The sequence below is a fragment of the Streptomyces sp. NPDC002623 genome (genome assembly GCF_053592635.1).
Genome location: NZ_JBSFWB010000019.1, coordinates 39,619 through 58,758, shown reverse-complemented (window position 1 = coordinate 58,758; position 19,140 = coordinate 39,619). Strand labels below are relative to the sequence as shown.

At 71.2% G+C, this 19,140-nt stretch carries 12 protein-coding genes; 9 read left to right on the top strand and 3 right to left on the bottom strand.

The features are described 5' to 3' along the window. Positions 1–66: 66 nt before the first annotated feature. Genes ACWD4O_RS30425 through ACWD4O_RS30410 form a run of 4 tightly spaced genes read left to right on the top strand, consistent with a single transcriptional unit; the run spans position 67 to position 7,221 of the window. Positions 67–2,247 (top strand): 1,4-beta-glucanase, encoded by a 2,181-nt coding sequence (locus ACWD4O_RS30425; RefSeq protein WP_451284717.1) that lies wholly within the window; start codon positions 67–69, stop codon positions 2,245–2,247. After that, positions 2,247–4,229 (top strand): beta-galactosidase, encoded by a 1,983-nt coding sequence (locus ACWD4O_RS30420; protein ID WP_451284715.1) that lies wholly within the window; start codon positions 2,247–2,249, stop codon positions 4,227–4,229. The genes ACWD4O_RS30425 and ACWD4O_RS30420 overlap by 1 nt, the downstream gene beginning before the upstream one ends. Then, positions 4,226–6,469: a glycosyl hydrolase family 95 catalytic domain-containing protein gene (locus ACWD4O_RS30415; protein ID WP_451284713.1), complete on the top strand. Its 2,244-nt coding sequence runs from the start codon at positions 4,226–4,228 to the stop codon at positions 6,467–6,469. Before ACWD4O_RS30420 ends, ACWD4O_RS30415 begins: the two co-directional genes overlap by 4 nt. Before the next feature lie 38 nt (positions 6,470–6,507). Next, a complete protein-coding gene (locus ACWD4O_RS30410) occupies positions 6,508–7,221 on the top strand; it encodes a glycoside hydrolase family 12 protein (protein ID WP_451284711.1) in 714 nt (237 codons plus the stop codon). Positions 7,222–7,248: 27 nt separating this feature from the next. Here ACWD4O_RS30410 and ACWD4O_RS30405 read toward each other — a convergent pair whose 3' ends face one another. The 3 genes from ACWD4O_RS30405 to ACWD4O_RS30395 form a co-directional block, all read right to left on the bottom strand. Continuing rightward, complete coding sequence (locus ACWD4O_RS30405) at positions 7,249–8,478, bottom strand: sulfotransferase family protein (RefSeq protein WP_451284709.1); 1,230 nt, start codon at positions 8,476–8,478, stop codon at positions 7,249–7,251. A 110-nt stretch (positions 8,479–8,588) separates the two neighbouring features. Beyond that, complete coding sequence (locus ACWD4O_RS30400) at positions 8,589–10,637, bottom strand: glycoside hydrolase family 31 protein (protein ID WP_451284707.1); 2,049 nt, start codon at positions 10,635–10,637, stop codon at positions 8,589–8,591. Between the two features lie 159 nt (positions 10,638–10,796). Continuing rightward, positions 10,797–11,810 carry a LacI family DNA-binding transcriptional regulator gene (locus tag ACWD4O_RS30395; protein ID WP_450951831.1) on the bottom strand — a complete coding sequence of 338 codons (1,014 nt, stop codon included), beginning with the start codon at positions 11,808–11,810 and terminating at the stop codon, positions 10,797–10,799. A gap of 222 nt (positions 11,811–12,032) precedes the next feature. Between ACWD4O_RS30395 and ACWD4O_RS30390 the strand changes: the two genes are divergently transcribed. The 5 genes from ACWD4O_RS30390 (at position 12,033) to ispG (ending at position 18,861) form a co-directional block, all read left to right on the top strand. After that, positions 12,033–12,842 carry a GH12 family glycosyl hydrolase domain-containing protein gene (locus tag ACWD4O_RS30390; RefSeq protein WP_451284704.1) on the top strand — a complete coding sequence of 270 codons (810 nt, stop codon included), beginning with the start codon at positions 12,033–12,035 and terminating at the stop codon, positions 12,840–12,842. A 112-nt stretch (positions 12,843–12,954) separates the two neighbouring features. Further along, entirely contained in the window at positions 12,955–14,892 is a 1,938-nt protein-coding gene (locus ACWD4O_RS30385) for an acyl-CoA dehydrogenase family protein (RefSeq protein WP_451284702.1), read from the top strand. Between the two features lie 84 nt (positions 14,893–14,976). Beyond that, the gene (gene dxr, locus ACWD4O_RS30380; protein ID WP_451284700.1) at positions 14,977–16,230 is read left to right on the top strand and encodes a 1-deoxy-D-xylulose-5-phosphate reductoisomerase; all 1,254 of its coding nucleotides are present in this window, start codon (positions 14,977–14,979) and stop codon (positions 16,228–16,230) included. Further along, positions 16,227–17,531 (top strand): M50 family metallopeptidase, encoded by a 1,305-nt coding sequence (locus ACWD4O_RS30375; RefSeq protein WP_451284698.1) that lies wholly within the window; start codon positions 16,227–16,229, stop codon positions 17,529–17,531. Before dxr ends, ACWD4O_RS30375 begins: the two co-directional genes overlap by 4 nt. 172 nt (positions 17,532–17,703) lie before the next feature. After that, complete coding sequence (gene ispG / locus ACWD4O_RS30370; RefSeq protein ID WP_451284696.1) at positions 17,704–18,861, top strand: flavodoxin-dependent (E)-4-hydroxy-3-methylbut-2-enyl-diphosphate synthase; 1,158 nt, start codon at positions 17,704–17,706, stop codon at positions 18,859–18,861. Positions 18,862–19,140: the final 279 nt, after the last annotated feature.

Sequence of the window (19,140 nt, the reverse complement as noted above, 5' to 3'; positions counted from 1 at the left end):
CGAATCACCCGCAGACGAACCACGACCGGACGTCCCCGAACCCACTTCACCCACCCGAGGTCCCCCATGCACGTCACCCGTCGCACCGTCCTCGCCGGCACGGCAGTCGCCGCCGCCGCGCTCGTGAGCCTCCCCGCAACGCAGGCCCGCGCGGCCACCGCGGCCGCCCCCGCCTACCGCTGGCGCAACGCCGTGGTCGGCGGCACCGGATTCGTGACCGGCGTCCTCTTCCACCCCGCCGTCCGCGGTCTCGCCTACGCCCGCACCGACATCGGCGGCGCCTACCGGTGGGACGACAGAGCCGCCCGCTGGACCCCGCTCACCGATCACCTCGGCTGGGACGACTGGAACCTCCTCGGGGTCGAGGCCCTCGCCGTGGACCCGGCGCACCCCGACCGCGTCTACCTCGCCCTCGGCGCCTACGCCCAGTCCTGGGCCGGCAACGGAGCCGTCCTGCGCTCCGAGGACCGCGGCGCGACCTGGACCCGCAGCGACCTCGCCGTGAAGCTCGGCGCGAACGAGGACGGCCGGGGCATGGGGGAGCGGCTGCTGGTCGATCCGCGGGACAGCGACACCCTGTGGCTGGGCACGCGCCACGACGGGCTGCTGAAGTCGACGGACCGGGGCGCCACCTGGGCCGCCGCGAGCGGCTTCCCGGGCGTCCCGACCGCCTCCGGGCAGGGCGTCTGCCTGCTCGTCGCCGTCGGCCGCACCCTCTACGCCGGCTGGGCCGACTCCGACGGGACGACGCCCAACCTGTACCGCACCGCCGACGGCGTCACCTGGGAGGCCGTCCCGGGCGCCCCCGCCGGCGCCGCAGCGAAGGTTCCCGTCCGCGCCGCCTATGACTGCCACACCCGTGAGCTGTACGTGACGTACGCCAATGCCCCGGGACCGAACGGCCAGTCCGACGGCAGTGTGCACAAGCTGGCCGTCGCCAAGGACACATGGACGGAGGTGACTCCCGTCAGGCCCGGCGGGACCGACGCCTTCGGCTACGGCGGCGTCGCCGTCGACGCCCGTCGGCCCGGCGCGGTCGTCGTCTCCACCAACAACCGCTGGGCGGCCGTCGACACCCTGTACCGCACGACCGACGGGGGCCGCACCTGGACGTCCCTCAAGGACTCCGCCGTCTTCGACGTCTCCGAGACGCCCTACCTCGAGTGGGGCGCCGACGCGCCCAAGTTCGGCTGGTGGATCCAGGCGGTCGGCATCGACCCGTACGACTCGAAGCACATCGTCTACGGCACCGGCGCCACCCTCTACGGCACCCGGGACCTGAAGCACTGGGCGCCGCAGATCCGGGGCCTGGAGGAGGCGTCCGTCGTCCAGCTGGTGTCGCCGCCGGTCGGGGAGGCGCACCTGCTCAGCGGGTCGCGGGACATCGGCGTGCTCTACCACGAGCGGCTCACGGCCTCGCCCTCGCGCGGCATGGCCACGAACCCCGTCTTCGGGTCCGCCACCGGCCTCGCACAGGCCGCGGCCAAGCCCTCCTACGTCGTGCGCACCGGCTGGGGCGACCACGGCAACGGCGCTCACTCCGCGGACGGCGGCCGCACCTGGGCGCCCTTCGAGGCCCAGCCCGCCCTGGCCGAGGACGCCCCCGGGCCGATCGCCGTGAACGCCGACGGCAGCGCGCTGCTGTGGTCCTTCGTGCACTGGGACGGCACCCGGTACCCCGCCCACCGCTCGGCGGACAACGGCGCGACCTGGACCGAGATCGCCTCCTTCCCCAAGGGCGCCACACCGGTCGCCGACCCGGTCGACCCGGCGGTCTTCTACGCGTACGACATGGACACCGGAACCGTGCTCGCCAGCACCGACGGCGGCCTCACCTTCACCGCTCGGGCGACCGGACTGCCCGCCGGGGACAGCCAGTTCAAGCTGGTCGGGGCCCCCGGGCGGACCGGCGACCTGTGGCTGAGCACCAAGTGGAACGGCCTCCACCGGTCCACCGACGGCGGCGCGACCTTCGCCCAGGTCGACAGCTGCTGGGCCTCCTACACCCTCGGCTTCGGCAAGGCGGCCGCCGGCGCGGACTACCCCGCGATCTACCAGGTCGGCTCCACGGAGGCCATTACCGCCGTGTACCGCTCCGACGACGGCGCGAAGAGCTGGGTGCGGATCAACGACGACGCCCACCAGTGGGGCTGGACCGGCGAGATCATCGTCGGCGACCCGCGCGTGTACGGCCGGGTCTACCTCGCCACCAACGGGCGCGGCATCCAGTACGGGGAGCCCGTCTGATGCCCGGACACAAGCGGCCCACCCTCTGCGACGCCACCCGCGGCCGCATCCTCTTCGGCGGCGACTACAACCCCGAGCAGTGGCCCGAGGAGACCTGGCACGAGGACGTCGCTCTGATGGCGGCCGCCGGCGTCAACTCCGTCACCCTCGGCGTCTTCTCCTGGGCGAAACTCGAACCGGAGCCGGGCGCACGGGAGTTCGGCTGGCTCGACACGCTGATGGACCTGATGCACACGGCCGGCGTCGGCGTCGTCCTGGCCACCCCCACCGCCTCCCCGCCGCCCTGGATGGGCCATCTGCATCCCGACACCCTGCCCGTCGACCAGGACGGCCGCACCGAATGGTGGGGCGGCCGCCAGCACTTCTCGCACTCCAGCGCCACCTATCGCCGCTACGCCGCCGCCATCACCGAGGACCTCGCCGCCCGCTACGGCGACCACCCGGCCCTCACGATGTGGCACATCAACAACGAGTACTGCACCTACGACTGGAGCGAGCAGGCCGCCGCCCGCTTCCGCGACTGGCTGCGGGCGCGGTACGGCGACCTCGACGCCCTCAACGAGGCCTGGGGCACCGCCTTCTGGAGCCAGGGCTACGGCGACTGGGCCGAGATCCACACGCCCCGCCACGCCCACTACCTGAAGAACCCCGGTCAGGTGCTGGACTTCAAGCGGTTCACCTCCGACATGCTGCTGGAGTGCTGCACCGCAGAGCGGGACATCGTCCGCCGGGCCACCCCGCACCTCCCCGTCACCACCAACTTCATGCCGCTGTGGGTCGGCCTGGACGCGTGGCGCTGGGCCGAGGAGGAGGACGTCGTCTCGGTCGACCTCTATCCCGACCCGCGTGACCCGCTCGGCGCGCAGCAGGGCGCCCTCGTCCAGGACCTGACCCGTTCGCAGGCCCGCGGCCCGTGGATGCTGATGGAACAGGCCGCCGGGCCGGTCAACTGGCGGGGCGTCAACCACCCCAAGCCGCGCGGCCTCAACCGGCTCTGGTCGCTCCAGGCCGTGGCCCGGGGCGCGGACGCCGTCTGCTACTTCCAGTGGCGGCAGTCCCGGCAGGGCGCGGAGAAGTTCCACTCCGGGATGGTCAGCCACGCGGGGGAGGAGGGCCGCACCTACCAGGAGATCAAGCAGCTCGGCGCCGACCTGGCCAGGATCTCGGCCGAGGTGACCGGCACCCACAGCGGCAGCGAGATCGCGATCCTGCACGACTGGCACGCCTGGTGGGCGGGCGACCAGGAAGGCCGCCCCTCCCACGAGGTCGACCACCCCACCGTCCTGAGCGCCTGGCACCGCGCGCTGTGGGAGGCCGACCTCGCCACCGACTTCGCCCACCCCGAACACGACCTCACCGGCTACAAGCTGGTCGTCGTTCCCCAGCTGTACGCCATGACGGACGCGGCGATCGACAACCTCCTCGCCCATGTCCACCGCGGCGGCACGGTCGTGGCCGGCTTTCTGACCGGCGTCGCCGACGCGGACGACCGGGTCCGCCCCGGCGGCATGGACGCCCGGCTGCGCGACCTGTTCGGCATCCGCACCCTGCACGAGTGGTGGCCGCTGGACGCGCAGGAGCGGGTCGAGATCGACGGCTTCCGCGGGACCCTGTGGTCGGAGGAGCTGGAAGCAGCCGGACCGGACGCGGTGGAAGCCGTCTACAAGGGCGGTGAGCTCGACGGACTGCCCGCCGTGCTGCGCAACGAGCGCGCCTGGTACGTCTCCACCCTCCCCGAGCCCGACGCCCTGCGCACGCTGCTCGCCCGCATCGCCGCCGACGCGGGCGCCCGGCCCGTCGCCGAAGGCCTCCCGCCGGGCGTCGAGGCCGTACGCCGGGGCGAGCTGCTGTTCCTGCTCCACCACGGCCGCGACTCGGTGACCGTCCGGCTCCCGGGCGCCCACCACGACCTGCTGACCGGGACGACCTTCACGGACGAGGTCACGTTGGGCCGCTACGGCGTGGTGGTCTTGCGCTCATGACCGACATCCCCCGCAACCTCGTCACCGGCGACCCCGCCGCGGCCGGCCCCGTGCACGGAACCTGGGAGTACCAGCCCGCCGACCGCTGGGAGGACGGCTTCCTCAGCGGCAACGGCCGGCACGGCGCCCTCGTGTTCGGCGATCCGTACGACGACCGGGTCGTCGTCACCCACCACACCCTGGTCCGCCCCAACGGCGCCGAACACGCCCGCCCGCCCGAACTCGCCGCCGAACTCCCCGCCCTCCAGGACAAGTTGCTGGCCGGCGAGACGGCCGCCGCCGAAGGCTTCACCGACCACCGCCCCCTGCAGTGGGTCCAGCCCTTCCACCCGGCCTTCCAGCTGCGGCTGTGCCGAGCGCCCTCGACCGAGCCGCGCCGCTACCTCCGCTACCTGCGCTCCGTCGACTTCACCACCGGCGAGACCAGCGCCACCTGCGTGGGCGGCACCAGCCGGGTCTTCGTCTCCCGCGCCGACGACGTCATCGTCCAGCAGGTCACCGGCCTCGACCTGGACGTCTGGCTGGACCACCGGCTCCCGGGCGCACCCGAGGACCTCGCCGTCGGGCAGGGCGCGGTCCTCACCCCGGACGGCGCGCTGCTCACCCTGCGCGCCCGCTACCCGGACAGCGACCGCGCGTACACGGGCGTGACCCTCGTTGTCGCCACCGGCGGCCGCACCGAACTCGCCCACCCCGGCGTGCGGGTCACCGGCGCCGAGTCCGTCCTGCTGCTCACCCGCGTGCACCGGCACACCGGCGAGTTCGACGCCGCCCGCGAACAGCGTGCCCTGAGCGCTCTGCCGCACCGCTACGACGACCTGCTCGCCCGCCACCTCGCCCGCCACCGCACCGCCTACGACCGCGTCCTCCTCGACCTGCACGCCGACCCGGCCGAACGCGGCCTCCCCGGCTCCGAGCTGCTGGAACGCCCCCGCAGCACGGCTCTCCTGGAGCGCCTCTTCGCCGCCGGCCGCTACCACCTGCTGTCCTCCTCCGGCCTCAATCCGCCCCGGCTGCCCGGGCTGTGGACCGGCGACTGGAACACCGCGTGGGCCGGAGCGTTCACCAACGACGCCAACGTCAACCTCCAGACCGCCTCCGCCACCGCCGCCGCCCTCCCCGAAGTCACCGACGCCCTCGCCGAGTCGATCCACCGCCAGTTCGACGACTGGCGCGAGAACGCCCGTGCCGTCTTCGGCGCCCGGGGCGCGGTCGCGCCCGCGCACAGCGACGGAGAGTCGGGGCTGTCGTACCACTTCAGCCGCGAGTACCCGCTGCATCTGTGGACCGCCGGCGCCGACTGGCTGCTCAAGCCGCTCGTCGACCACGACGAGGCCCGCGGCGAACGCGACCCGCGCACCGCCGCCGCCCTCGCCGAGGTCGCCCTGTTCTACGAGGACTTCCTCACCCGGACCGACGCCGAAGGCCGACTCGTCGTCGTCCCCTCCTACTCGCCCGAGAACCGTCCGGCCAACGGCAGCTGGGGCGCCCTCGACGCGGCGATGGATCTCTCCGCCGCCCGGCACGCCCTCCTCACCGCCGCCGCGTACCACCCCGACCGGGCGCCCGGATGGCTGGCCCTCGCCGACCGCCTCCCACCCCACCGGGTCAACGCCGACGGCGCGCTCGCCGAGTGGGCCCGGCCCGGCCTCGACGACACCTACGACCACCGCCACCTCAGCCATCTCTACGGCGTCTGGCCGCTGGAGGAGATCAACCCCTACGACACCCCGGACCTCGCGGCCGCCGCCCACCGCGCCCTGGAGCTGCGCGGCGCCGAGAACGACTCCGCGCACGGCCATCTCCACCACGCCCTGATCGCGGCCCGGCTGCGCGACGGCCGCCGGGTCGCCGACGCCCTCGGCAGCGTCCTGGACGGCGACTTCTTCCACGCCTCCCTGATGAGCGCCCACTACCCCCGCCGCGACGTCTACAACGCCGACGCCGCCCACACCCTCCCCGCCGTGCTCGTCGAGGCGCTCGTCCAGTCGACCCCCGACCGGCTGGTCCTGCTGCCCGCGCTCACCGCCGCCCTGCCCTCGGGCGAACTCCGGGGCGTCCGCACCCGGTTCGGCGCGGAGCTCGACCTCCTCTGGAGCCCCGACGGCGCACGGGCGATCGTCCGACCGCACCGCACCCACCGCATCGAACTCCGGACTTCCGCCGGCGACCGGGAGTTCCTCGACCTGGTCGCCGGAGAAGACCACGTCCTCACCTGGGGACGCGGCAACCCCCCATGAAAGACACCGCACCTCCCCCCACCCATGGAAGGGACACCATGGCAACACGCACCCGCAACAGGGTCGTCAAGGCCCTCCTCGCCCCCGCGATCGCCCTCGGCATCACCGTCGGAGCGGCCTCCGCCCCCGCCTCGGCCGCCGTCTGGAGCTCCTGCGACCAGTGGGGCAACACCAGCCTGAACGGCTACACGCTCTACAACAACATCTGGGGCTCCGGCGCCGGCAGCCAGTGCGTCTGGGCGAACTCCGGCACCAACTGGGGCGTCTGGGCCAACCACCCCAACACCGGCGGCATCAAGTCCTATCCGAACTCCAAGAAGGTGGTCAACAAGACGATCACCTCGCTCGGTTCGCTCTCCAGCAGCTACAACGTCACGGTCCCGTCCTCCGGCGCCTACAACACGTCGTACGACATCTGGGACACCGACTACGACTACGAGATCATGCTCTGGGTCAACTACAACGGCGCCGTCGGCCCCCTCGGCACCTCGCAGGGAAACGTGACCCTCGGCGGCCACACCTGGACCGTCTACAAGGGAAACAACGGCGCGAACGAGGTGTTCTCGTTCCTGCGCACGTCCGACTCGTCGTCCGGCACCGTCAACATCCTCCCGATCCTCAAGTGGATCAAGGACACGAAGGGCTGGTTCGGCAACGAGACCATCGGTGACGTGCAGTTCGGCTTCGAGATCACCTCGTCCTCGGGCGGGCTGGACTTCGTGACCAACAACCTGACCGTCAGCAGCAGCTGACGCAGGGCGCGCCGAGGCCGGCCGGCCCTACGCCCGGTCGACCTCGGCCCGCAGCGCGTCGTACCCGGCGAACGCCGAGTCGACGTCGGCACGGGTCAGCCCGTACCGGGACAGGTCGTAGCTGTGCGGCCGGGCGCCCCTGGGCCGGGCCGCGACCCCCGGGAGCCGTGCCGCGTCGGCCTCGGTCCACCGGGCGCCGACGGCGTCGTAGAGCTTCGGGGCGCCGCTCGCCGGATCGGAGCCCAGCCAGGAGTACGGGACGTCGACGAGCGCCTCGGGCGGGATCGAGGCCCGGGCGGCGAGCCCGCGCCGCACGGAGTCGCTCAGCAGCTCCAGCCAGGTCGCGCCGAGACCGTGCAGATCGAGCGGGCGCAGCGTGATGGCCATCCCGTGCTCGATCAGACTGCAGAAGGACGCCACGACGGCCGCCGGCTCGCGGTGCGTCCACACGAGCGTGGCGTCGGGGAAGACGGCGAGCAGCGCGTCGAGGTTTCCGGTGTGCAGCGGCGACTTCAGCACCCAGCGGCGGCGGGGCCGGCCGTACTGGAGCACCTGGTAGATCTGCTTGAGGTAGGCGTAGTCGGGGACGAAGTCCCGCGCGTCGAGCGCCGCCCGGTACGCGGGGATACGGGCCTGGGACAGCGGCATGATGGTGTGCGGGAGGGCGAAGGTGCACTCCTCGGGGCCCTCCGCGACCAGCGGATGGATGTCGCGGTAGCGCGGGGCGAACAGGTTGATGCCGCCGACCATCATGCGCGCGGCCCTGACCGCCTTCTCGCGCCGCTCGGGCGAGCCGTCCAGATCCGGTGTCAGTAACTCCCACAACAGCGGACATCGGTGCTGCTCCGAGAGGGACAGCACCCCGTGGGTGAGCGTGGTGGCGGTGCGCGGCAGGCCGACGACGAACACCGGCCGCTCGATGGGCTCCTGCGCGATCTCGGGGTGCTCGGCGATCAGCCGCCGGACCCGGGCCCGGTTGGCGAGATGCCTGCGGACATGGCCCTGCGCCGACCACCAGCCGACCGGGGTGAGGTTCTCGTCCCGGGCCCAGTGGCCGAGCAGCAGCCGGAAGTCGTCGGAGAAGCCCGCGTCCACCGGACCGGCGTCGCCGGCCAGGCGGTCGAAGGCGCGGTCAGGTGCGCGGCGGGAGGAGAACCCCGCTCTGAGGAGGAGATTGGCCAGGGTGAGCGGGAGCGGATGAGGGAGGGGGAGCGGGTGAGGGACGGAGCCGCTGGGTACGGCGGACACGGAGGACACGGCGAACACCCTTTCGTGGAGCGGTGGAGGTAGCGGATCCCAGCCCTCTACCCCACCGACCCCCTTCTGTCACAAGGGTGTTCACACGGCCTGTTCACACGGCCCTGGGACTATTCGGCCACCGGCAGCCGCGCCCCGTCCCGCAGGAACAGCGGGAGCCGGTCCAGCGGGGCGTCGACGGTCACCGCCGTGCCGCCCTCGTAGGTGTCCCCCGTCCACGCATCCGTCCAGGTCGCGCCCGCCGGGAGATACGCCGTGCGGGCCGTGGCGCCCGCCGTCAGCACCGGGGCGACGAGCAGGTCCCGGCCGAACAGGTAGGAGTCGTCCACCGACCAGGTCGCAGGGTCGTCCGGGAACTCCAGGAACAGCGGCCGCATCGGCGGCAGCCCCTCCTCGTGCGCCTCCCGCATGACCCGAAGGACGTACGGCTTGAGCCGCTCGCGCAGCCGCAGGTACTTCTCCAGGACCGCGCCGGCCTCCTCGCCGTACGACCACACCTCGTTCGGGCCGCCGGTCATGTCCGGGCCCAGCGGCATGCCCGGGTCGCGGAAGCCGTGCAGACGCATCAGCGGGGACAGCGCGCCGAACTGGAACCAGCGGACCATCACCTCCCGGTACGCCGGGTCGTCCGGGTCGCCGCCGTGGAAGCCGCCGATGTCGGTGTTCCACCACGGGATGCCGGAGAGCGCGGTGTTCAGACCGGCCGCGATCTGCCGACGCAGGGTCGGGAAGTCGGCGCCGATGTCACCGGACCACAGCGCGGCCCCGTAGCGCTGACTGCCCGCCCACGCCGAGCGGTTGAGGGTGATGATCTCGTCGTCGCCGGAGCCGGACGCGCGCAGCCCGTCGTAGAACGTGCGGGCGTTGTCGGCCGGGTAGATGTTGCCGACCTCCAGGCCCGGGCCCGCCCAGTAGCGCAGGTTCTCCTGGAAGCCGGGCTTCAGCTCGGGCTCGCAGGCGTCCAGCCAGAACGCGGTGATCCCGTACGGGGCGAGGTAGTTGTCGCGGATGCGCTCCCACACGAACTCCCGGGCCTCGGGGTTCGTCGCGTCGTAGAACGCGATCTGGACCGTCGAGGCGACCCCCTTGTCCGGCCAGTCGGCGTGTGCCATCGGACCGTACTGGGTGCCGATGAAGTAGCCGCGCTGCTCCATCACCGGGTGGTTCTCGCTCAGCGGCGACACCGAGGGCCAGACGCTCACGACCAACTTGACGCCGAGCTCCTCCAGTTCACGGACCATCGCCGCCGGGTCGGGCCACTCGCTCAGGTCGAACTTCCAGTCGCCCAGGTGCGTCCAGTGGAAGAAGTCGCAGACGATCACGTCCAGGGGCAGGCCCCGGCGCTTGTACTCCCGGGCCACGCCGAGGAGTTCGTCCTGGGTGCGATAGCGCAGCTTGCACTGCCAGAAGCCGGCCGCCCACTCCGGCAGCATCGGCGTGCGGCCGGAGACCGCGCTGTAGCGGCGCTGGGCGTCGGCCGGGGCGCCGGCCGTGATCCAGTAGTCGATCTGGCGGGCCGAGTCCGCGACCCAGCGGGTGCCGTTGCCCGCCAGCTCCACCCGGCCGATCGCCGGGTTGTTCCACAGCAGGGTGTAGCCCCGGCTGGAGGTCAGCACCGGGATGCCGACCTCGGCGTTGCGCTGGACCAGGTCCAGGACCAGGCCCTTCTGGTCCAGCCGGCCGTGCTGGTGCTGGCCGAGCCCGTACAGCTTCTCGTCGTCGTAGGCGGCGAAGCGCTGCTCCAGCCGGTGGTGGCCGTTGCCGACGGCCGTGTAGAGGCGTGAGCCCGGCCACCAGAAGTGGGCGCGCTCCTCGGCCAGGATCTCCGCGCCGTCGTCCGTGCGCAGAAAGCGGATCAGCCCCTCGGCGTTCACCTCGACGGTCAGCGCGCCGACCGTCAACTGCCCCTCCCCGTCGACGATCTTGACGCTGCTCTCGGTGGCCGGCGGCTCGTCGAGCAGCGCGCCCGGCAGCCCTTCGAGGATCGGCCCGCCGAGCCGGGCACGCACCCGGACGGCGTCCGGACCCCACGGCTCGATGCGCAGGGTCTCCTGGCGGCCGCTCCACTCCAGCGCGCCGCCGCGCTCACGGAAGGTGCCGACCGTGGGCGACGACTGCGCGAGACTGACCTGAGGCTGGTTTTCGACAGGCTGGTTCACGTGGGGTGCTCCCTTGAAGGAGTGCAGGCAGACGGGGTGCAGGCAGACGGGGTGCAGACATGGGGGTGCCCTGAGACGCCGCTGGTGCGGCCCGGCGTCAGGAACGTCGGGAGGATCAGGAAGGTCGGGAAGGCAGGGAAGCGGGGAAGGCCGGGAAGGTCAGGAAGCGGCGGGCGCCGGTCCCGTGCTCGCCCGGACGGTCAACTCGGGGGAGATCAGCACGACTTCGTCGCTGCCGCGGCCCTCCAGCTTGGCGACCAGGCGTTCCACGGCGTGCCGGCCCATCTCCTGCGCGGGGATGGCGACCGACGTCAGCCGCACCGAGGCCTGGACGGCGACCTGGTCGGGGCAGATCGCCACCACCGACACGTCCTCCGGCACGGCCCGGCCCTGCTGACGCAGCAGGGCGAGCAGCGGCTCGACCGCCGACTCGTTCTGCACGACGAACCCGGTGGTGCCCGGCCGCTCGTCGAGCACCCGGGCCAGCGTCACGGCCATCGCGTCGTACCCGCCCTCGCACGGACGGTGCAGCAGTCGCAGGCCCAACTCCTTGGCCCGGTACCGCAGTCCGTCGAGCGTGCGCTCGGCGAAGCCGGTGTGCCGTTCGTAGACCGCCGGGGCCTCGCCGATGACAGCGATGTCGCGGTGGCCGAGCGTCGCCAGATGCTCCACGCACAGTGCGCCGGTCGCCGCGAAGTCGAGATCCACGCAGGTCAGGCCGGAGGTGTCGGCCGGCAGCCCGATCAGCACGGACGGCTGGTCGGTGGAGCGCAGCAACGGCAGCCGCTCGTCGTCGAGTTCGACGTCCATCAGGATCATCGCGTCGGCGAGCCCGCTGCCGGTGACGCGGCGGACGGCGTCGGGACCCTCCTCGCCGGTGAGCAGCAGGACGTCGTAGCCGTGGCTCCGCGCAACCGTGGCCACCGCGATGGCGATCTCCATCATCACCGGCACATACATGTCGGTGCGCAGCGGGATCATCAGCGCGATGATGTTCGACCGGCTGCTGGCCAGCGCGCGGGCGCCCGCGTTCGGGTGGTAGCCGAGCGTGCGGATGCTCTGCTCGACCCGCTGCCGGGTGGTCGTGGAGATGGACCGCTTGCCACTGAGGACATAGCTCACCGTGCTCGCCGAGACTCCGGCGTGCTGGGCGACCTCGGCGAGGGTGACCATCCAGCTCTCCAATTTTTGTGAAGCGCTTCGACAGTGCGCATTGCGAACAGGGGCGGGTGAGGGTGGTTCGACAGTAGCTCTAGCGGGGGTGGGTGTCCATAGGTTGTCGAAGCGCTTCGACAGCGAGTTGCGGGGGATTGGTGGAGAAGGCTACGGCAACCTTTTCCGGCCCCGGCGGCCACTGGAGTCACGTAAGCGCTGTCCGCCCCCGGAAGGACCCCCATGCAGCACCGTCGCCCCCGCCTGTCGAAGAAGGCCAAGGCGCTCACCGCCGCCGCGGTCGCCCTCGCGGCCGCCGCCGGCGTCACCGTCGCCCAGGCGGGCGAGTCGAGCAAGAAGTGCACGGCCTTCGACACCGTCACGCTCGGCAAGTACTACGTGAACAACAACCTCTGGGGCCAGGACAAGGGCACCGGCAGCCAGTGCGTCTGGGACGACGGCCGGTCCGGGTCGAACATCGCCTGGGGCACCAGCTACACCTGGGCCAACAACAGCAAGGGCACCGACGGGGACGTGAAGTCGTACGCCTCCACCGTCCTCGGCTGGCACTGGGGCTGGAAGGTCGACAAGGCGTCCACCGGACTGCCGATCAAGGTCGGCGACCGCAAGAAGGTGACCGCGAGCTGGGAGTTCTCGCTCCCCGCGAACCCCGGCACCATGAACGTCGCCTACGACCTGTGGCTGCACACCAAGAACACCGCGGACTGGCAGGACCAGCCCACCGACGAAATCATGATCTGGCTCAATCGGCAGGGCGGCGCGGGCCCGCTGGGCGCCAAGTACGGCAGCGTCAGCCTGAACGGCGCGATGTGGGACATCTACCAGGGGGACATCGGCTGGAAGGTGTACTCCTTCGTCCGCCGCACCAACACCACCAAGGCCACCCTCGACCTGGACGACTTCACCCAGGCACTCGTTCGGCGCAAGCTGCTGAGCAACGACAAGTACGTCTCCGGCATCGAGTCCGGCACCGAGGTCTTCAAGGGAACAGGCCGACTGGACACCAGGTCCTACTCGGTCACCATCGGCTGAACGCGGACGCGTGGGGTGGCCACCTCGCCCGGGATCGGGTACCAACGATCGAGTAGCACTCATCGGTAACCAAATGTGGTCCGAGATCCCGATTCGCGGCGAGGTGAGCCTCATGTCCGCACCACCCCTCAAAAAACCCACCGTCACCGAGCGTGAGGCCCGCCAGGTCGCCGAGGCCGCCCGGGAACAGGACTGGCGCAAGCCGAGCTTCGCCAAGGAACTGTTCCTGGGACGCTTCCGGCTCGACCTCATCCACCCCCACCCGGTCCCCTCCGAGGAGGCCGTCCGGCGCGGCGAGCAGTTCCTGACCAAACTCCGCGACTTCTGCGAGACGAAGGTCGACGCGGCCCGCATCGAACGCGAGGCCAGGATCCCCGACGAGGTCATCAACGGACTCAAGGAGCTCGGCGCCCTCGGCATGAAGATCGACCCCAAGTACGGCGGCCTCGGTCTCACCCAGGTGTACTACAACAAGGCGCTCGCCCTGGTCGGCTCGGCCAGCCCCGCGATCGGCGTGCTGCTGTCGGCGCACCAGTCCATCGGCGTGCCCCAGCCGCTGAAGCAGTTCGGCAGCGACGAGCAGAAGCAGCGGTTCCTGCCGCGCTGTGCCACCACCGCCATCAGCGCCTTCCTCCTCACCGAGCCCGACGTCGGCTCCGACCCGGCGCGCCTGGCGACCAGCGCGGTCCCGGACGGCGACGACTACGTCCTCGACGGGGTCAAGCTGTGGACCACCAACGGCGTCGTCGCCGACCTGCTGGTCGTGATGGCCCGGGTGCCGAGGAGCGAGGGCCACAAGGGCGGCATCACCGCCTTCGTCGTGGAGACGGACTCGCCCGGCATCACCGTCGAGAACCGCAACTCCTTCATGGGCCTGCGCGGCATCGAGAACGGCGTCACCCGCTTCCACCAGGTCCGGGTCCCGGCCGCGAACCGGATCGGCGCCGAGGGCACGGGCCTGAAGATCGCCCTGACCACCCTCAACACCGGTCGGCTCTCGCTGCCCGCGTCCTGTGTGGCCGCCGGCAAGTGGTCGCTGAAGATCGCCCGCGAGTGGTCGGCGGCCCGCGAGCAGTGGGGCAAGCCGATCGCCCACCACGAGGCGGTCGGCGCGAAGATCAGTTTCATCGCGGCGACCACCTTCGCCCTGGAAGCCGTACTGGACCTCTCCTCCCAGATGGCCGACGAGGACCGCAACGACATCCGTATCGAAGGCGCGCTGGCCAAGCTCATCGCCTCCGAGCTGGGCTGGCGGATGGCCGACGAACTCGTCCAGATCCGCGGCGGCCGCGGCTTCGAGACGGCCGAGTCGCTCGCCGCCCGCGGCGAGCGCGCGGTGCCGGCCGAACAGGTCCTGCGCGATCTGCGCATCAACCGCATCTTCGAGGGCTCGACGGAGATCATGCACCTCCTCATCGCCCGCGAGGCCGTCGACGCCCACCTCACCGTCGCCGGCGACCTCATCGACCCCGACAAGTCCCTCCAGGACAAGGCGAGGGCCGGCGCGAACGCCGGCGTGTTCTACGCCAAGTGGCTGCCGAAACTCGTCACGGGATCAGGCCAGCTCCCGGGCACGTTCAGCGAGTTCAGGACCGGCGGGGTCGACCTCTCCCCCCACCTGCGCTACGTCGAACGGCATGCCCGCAAGCTCGCCCGCTCCACGTTCTACGCCATGTCCCGCTGGCAGGGCCGGATGGAGACCAAACAGGGCTTCCTCGGCCGGATCGTCGACATCGGCGCGGAGCTGTTCGCGATGAGCGCGGCCTGCGTGCGCGCGGAACTGCTGCGCTCGCGCGGCGAGCACGGCCGCGAGGCCTACCAGCTCGCCGACGCCTTCTGCCGCCAGTCCCGCATCCGCGTCGACGAGCTCTTCACCCGCCTGTGGAGCAACACCGACGGCGTGGACCGCAAGGTCGTCAAGGGCGTCATGGCGGGCGCCTACGAGTGGCTGGAACAGGGCATCGTCGACCCCTCGGGCGAAGGCCCCTGGATCGCCGAGGCCGCCCCCGGGCCGAGCGAACGGGAGAACGTCCACCGCCCGATCAGGTGAGCCACCGCACACCAGAGCGCAGGGTGTCCTCCTTGGGGGGACACCCTGTCCCGTCGCACACCCCGTGCGGCAACAATGGGGGGCATGAGCGACAGCCCAACCCCCCTCGCCGACCCACACCTCGTCTACGACGCAGGCGCGGGCGACGGCCCCAAGGACGTGGTGATCCTCGGCTCCACGGGTTCGATCGGCACCCAGGCCATCGATCTCGTGCTGCGCCACCCGGACCGGTTCCGGGTGACCGGCCTGTCCGCCAACGGCGGCCGGGTCGCCCTCCTCGCGGAGCAGGCCCGCCGGCTGCGGGTGCGGACCGTCGCGGTCGCCCGCGAGGACGTCGTGCCCGCCCTGCGCGAGGCGCTCGCCACCGCGTACGGGCCCGGGGAGCCGCTCCCGGAGATCCTGGCCGGCCCGGAGGCGGCCGCCCGGCTCGCCGCCACCGACTGCCACACCGTTCTCAACGGCATCACCGGCTCCATCGGCCTCGCGCCCACCCTCGCCGCCCTGGAGGCGGGCCGCACCCTCGCGCTCGCCAACAAGGAGTCGCTCATCGTCGGCGGCCCGCTGGTGAAGGCGCTGGCCGAGCCCGGGCAGATCATCCCGGTGGACTCCGAGCACGCGGCCCTCTTCCAGTCCCTGGCCGCCGGCACCCGGGCCGACGTCCGCAAGCTGGTCGTCACCGCCTCCGGCGGCCCCTTCCGCGGCCGCACCAAGGCCGAGCTGGCGCACGTGACCGTCGAGGACGCCCTCGCCCACCCCACCTGGTCCATGGGCCCGGTGATCACGATCAACTCCGCGACCCTGGTCAACAAGGGGCTGGAGGTCATCGAGGCGCACCTCCTCTACGACATTCCCTTCTCGCGGATTGAGGTGGTCGTGCACCCGCAGTCGTATGTCCACTCGATGGTTGAGTTCACGGACGGATCGACACTGGCCCAGGCGACGCCCCCCGACATGCGCGGGCCCATCGCCATAGGCCTCGGTTGGCCCCGGCGCGTCCCCGATGCGGCGCCCGCCTTCGACTGGAGCAAGGTGTCGACCTGGGAGTTCTTCCCGCTCGACAACGAGGCCTTCCCCTCGGTGAACCTCGCCCGGCACGTGGGCGAGCTCGCGGGCACGGCCCCGGCGGTGTTCAATGCCGCCAACGAGGAGTGCGTGGAGGCGTTCCGCAAGGGCGCGCTCCCGTTCAACGGGATCATGGAGACGGTCACCCGGGTCGTGGAGGAGCACGGCACGCCGGTGACGGGAACTTCACTGACCGTGTCGGACGTCCTCGATGCGGAGACCTGGGCACGGGCCCGGGCCCAGGAACTGACGGCTACTGCGGAGGCGCGTGCATGACAGCCCTGATGATGATCCTCGGCATAGTCATTTTCGCGGTCGGCCTGCTCTTCTCGATCGCCTGGCACGAGCTGGGACACCTGTCCACCGCCAAGTACTTCGGCATCCGCGTGCCGCAGTACATGGTCGGCTTCGGCCCGACGATCTTCTCGCGCAAGAAGGGCGACACCGAGTACGGCATCAAGGCGATCCCCTTCGGCGGCTACATCCGCATGATCGGCATGTTCCCGCCGGGCGACGACGGCAAGATCACCGCCCGCTCCACGTCACCCTGGCGCGGCATGATCGAGGACGCCCGCTCGGCCGCCTACGAGGAGCTCCAGCCGGGCGACGAGACCCGGATGTTCTACACCCGCAAGCCGTGGAAGCGGTTCATCGTGATGTTCGCGGGCCCGTTCATGAACCTGGTGCTCGCGGTGGCCCTGTTCCTCACGGTCCTGATGGGCTTCGGCATCCAGCAGCAGACCACCACGGTCAGCTCGATCTCCCCGTGCGTCATCTCCCAGACCGAGAACCGTGACGCGTGCAAGTCGACCGACCCGGCCTCCCCGGCCGCGGCCGCCGGCATGAAGCCGGGCGACGAGATCGTCTCCTTCGCAGGTCAGCGGACGGACGACTGGAACACCCTCTCCGACCTGATCCGCGTCAGCGCCGGCCAGGAAGTGGCGATCGTCGTGGACCGGGACGGCAAGGAGGTGACCCTGCACGCCAAGATCGCCACCAACCAGGTCGCGAAGAAGGACGGCGACGGGGCGTACGTCCAGGGCGAGTACGTCAAGGCCGGCTTCCTCGGCTTCAGCTCGGCCACCGGCGTCGTCAAGCAGGACTTCGGCGACTCCGTGTCCTGGATGACCGACCGGGTCGGCGAGGCCGTCGACTCCCTGGCCGCCCTGCCCAGCAAGATCCCGGCCCTGTGGAACGCGGCCTTCGACGGCGCGCCCCGCGAGCCCGACTCACCCATGGGCGTGGTCGGCGCGGCCCGCGTCGGCGGCGAGATCTTCACCCTGGACATCCCGGCCTCACAGCAGCTGGCCCTGGCCGTGATGCTGGTCGCCGGATTCAACCTCTCCCTCTTCCTCTTCAACATGCTCCCGCTGCTGCCCCTGGACGGCGGACACATGGCGGGCGCCCTGTGGGAGTCCCTGCGCCGCAACACGGCGAAGGTCCTCAAGCGCCCCGACCCGGGCCCGTTCGACGTGGCGAAGCTGATGCCGGTGGCCTACGTGGTGGCAGGCATCTTCGTCTGCTTCACGATCCTGGTCCTGATCGCGGACGTGGTGAACCCGGTCAGAATCTCCTAGTCACCCAGAGTTCACGACGGCCCGGCACACTGGTGTGCCGGGCCGTCTCCCTTGGGTGGACAGGTGACCGGTGTGATGTGCTCCCGCCCGCCCCGGTGCCGTAATCTCGAAGCCTGGAACCCGCCACAGACGGGACCTGGGCCTTGATCCACGACTTGGGGTTGCACAGCAGATGACTGCGATTTCTCTCGGCATGCCGTCCGTTCCGACCAGGGTTGCCGAGCGCCGGAAGAGCCGCCAGATCCAGGTCGGATCCGTGGCGGTGGGCGGGGACGCCCCGGTCTCGGTCCAGTCGATGACCACGACCCGCACGTCGGACATCGGCGCGACGCTCCAGCAGATCGCCGAGCTGACGGCGTCCGGCTGCCAGATCGTCCGCGTGGCCTGCCCGACCCAGGACGACGCGGACGCCCTCGCGACGATCGCCCGCAAGTCGCAGATCCCGGTGATCGCGGACATCCACTTCCAGCCGAAGTACGTCTTCGCCGCGATCGAGGCGGGCTGCGCGGCGGTCCGGGTGAACCCCGGCAACATCAAGCAGTTCGACGACAAGGTCAAGGAGATCGCCAAGGCGGCGAACGAGCACCGCACCCCGATCCGCATCGGCGTCAACGCCGGCTCGCTGGACCGCCGCCTGCTCCAGAAGTACGGCAAGGCGACGCCCGAGGCGCTCGTCGAGTCCGCCCTGTGGGAGGCGTCCCTCTTCGAGGAGCACGACTTCCACGACATCAAGATCTCGGTCAAGCACAACGACCCGGTGATCATGATCGAGGCGTACCGCCAGCTCGCCGCCCAGAGCGACTACCCCCTCCACCTGGGCGTCACCGAGGCGGGCCCGGCCTTCCAGGGCACGATCAAGTCGGCGGTGGCCTTCGGCGCGCTCCTCTCCCAGGGCATCGGCGACACCATCCGCGTCTCGCTGAGCGCGCCCCCCGTCGAAGAGGTCAAGGTCGGCAACCAGATCCTGGAGTCCCTGAACCTCAAGCAGCGCGGCCTGGAGATCGTCTCCTGCCCGTCCTGCGGCCGCGCCCAGGTCGACGTCTACAAGCTGGCGGAGGAGGTCACCGCAGGCCTCACCGGCATGGAGGTCCCCCTCCGCGTGGCCGTCATGGGCTGCGTGGTGAACGGCCCCGGCGAGGCCCGAGAGGCCGACCTCGGCGTCGCCTCCGGCAACGGCAAGGGCCAGATCTTCGTCAAGGGCGAGGTCATCAAGACCGTCCCGGAATCCAAGATCGTAGAAACCCTCATCGAGGAAGCGATGAAGCTGGCCGAACTGATGGAGGCGGAAGGCATCACCTCCGGCGAGCCGTCGGTATCGGTCGCGGGCTGAGGTTTCCAGCACCGGTCACGGCAACTCAGCCCGTCCGGCGTTTGAGGACGAGGGCGGGCGGTGCGCTCTGCAGCGCGGGTCCGGGTGATTCCAGCCCGTCCGGCGTTTGAGGACGAGGCCGTTCAGGCCGACAGCGGGGGTCTGGGGGCGGCAGCCCCCAGTCACCGCACGACCGGCCGACGGCAAGTCCCGACCGCCGGCAACACCAACACGGGGCGGCACCACCAAGCTTCCGCAGGTACAGTGCGGGGATCAGCTGACCTGAGTGTGAGGCCCCGC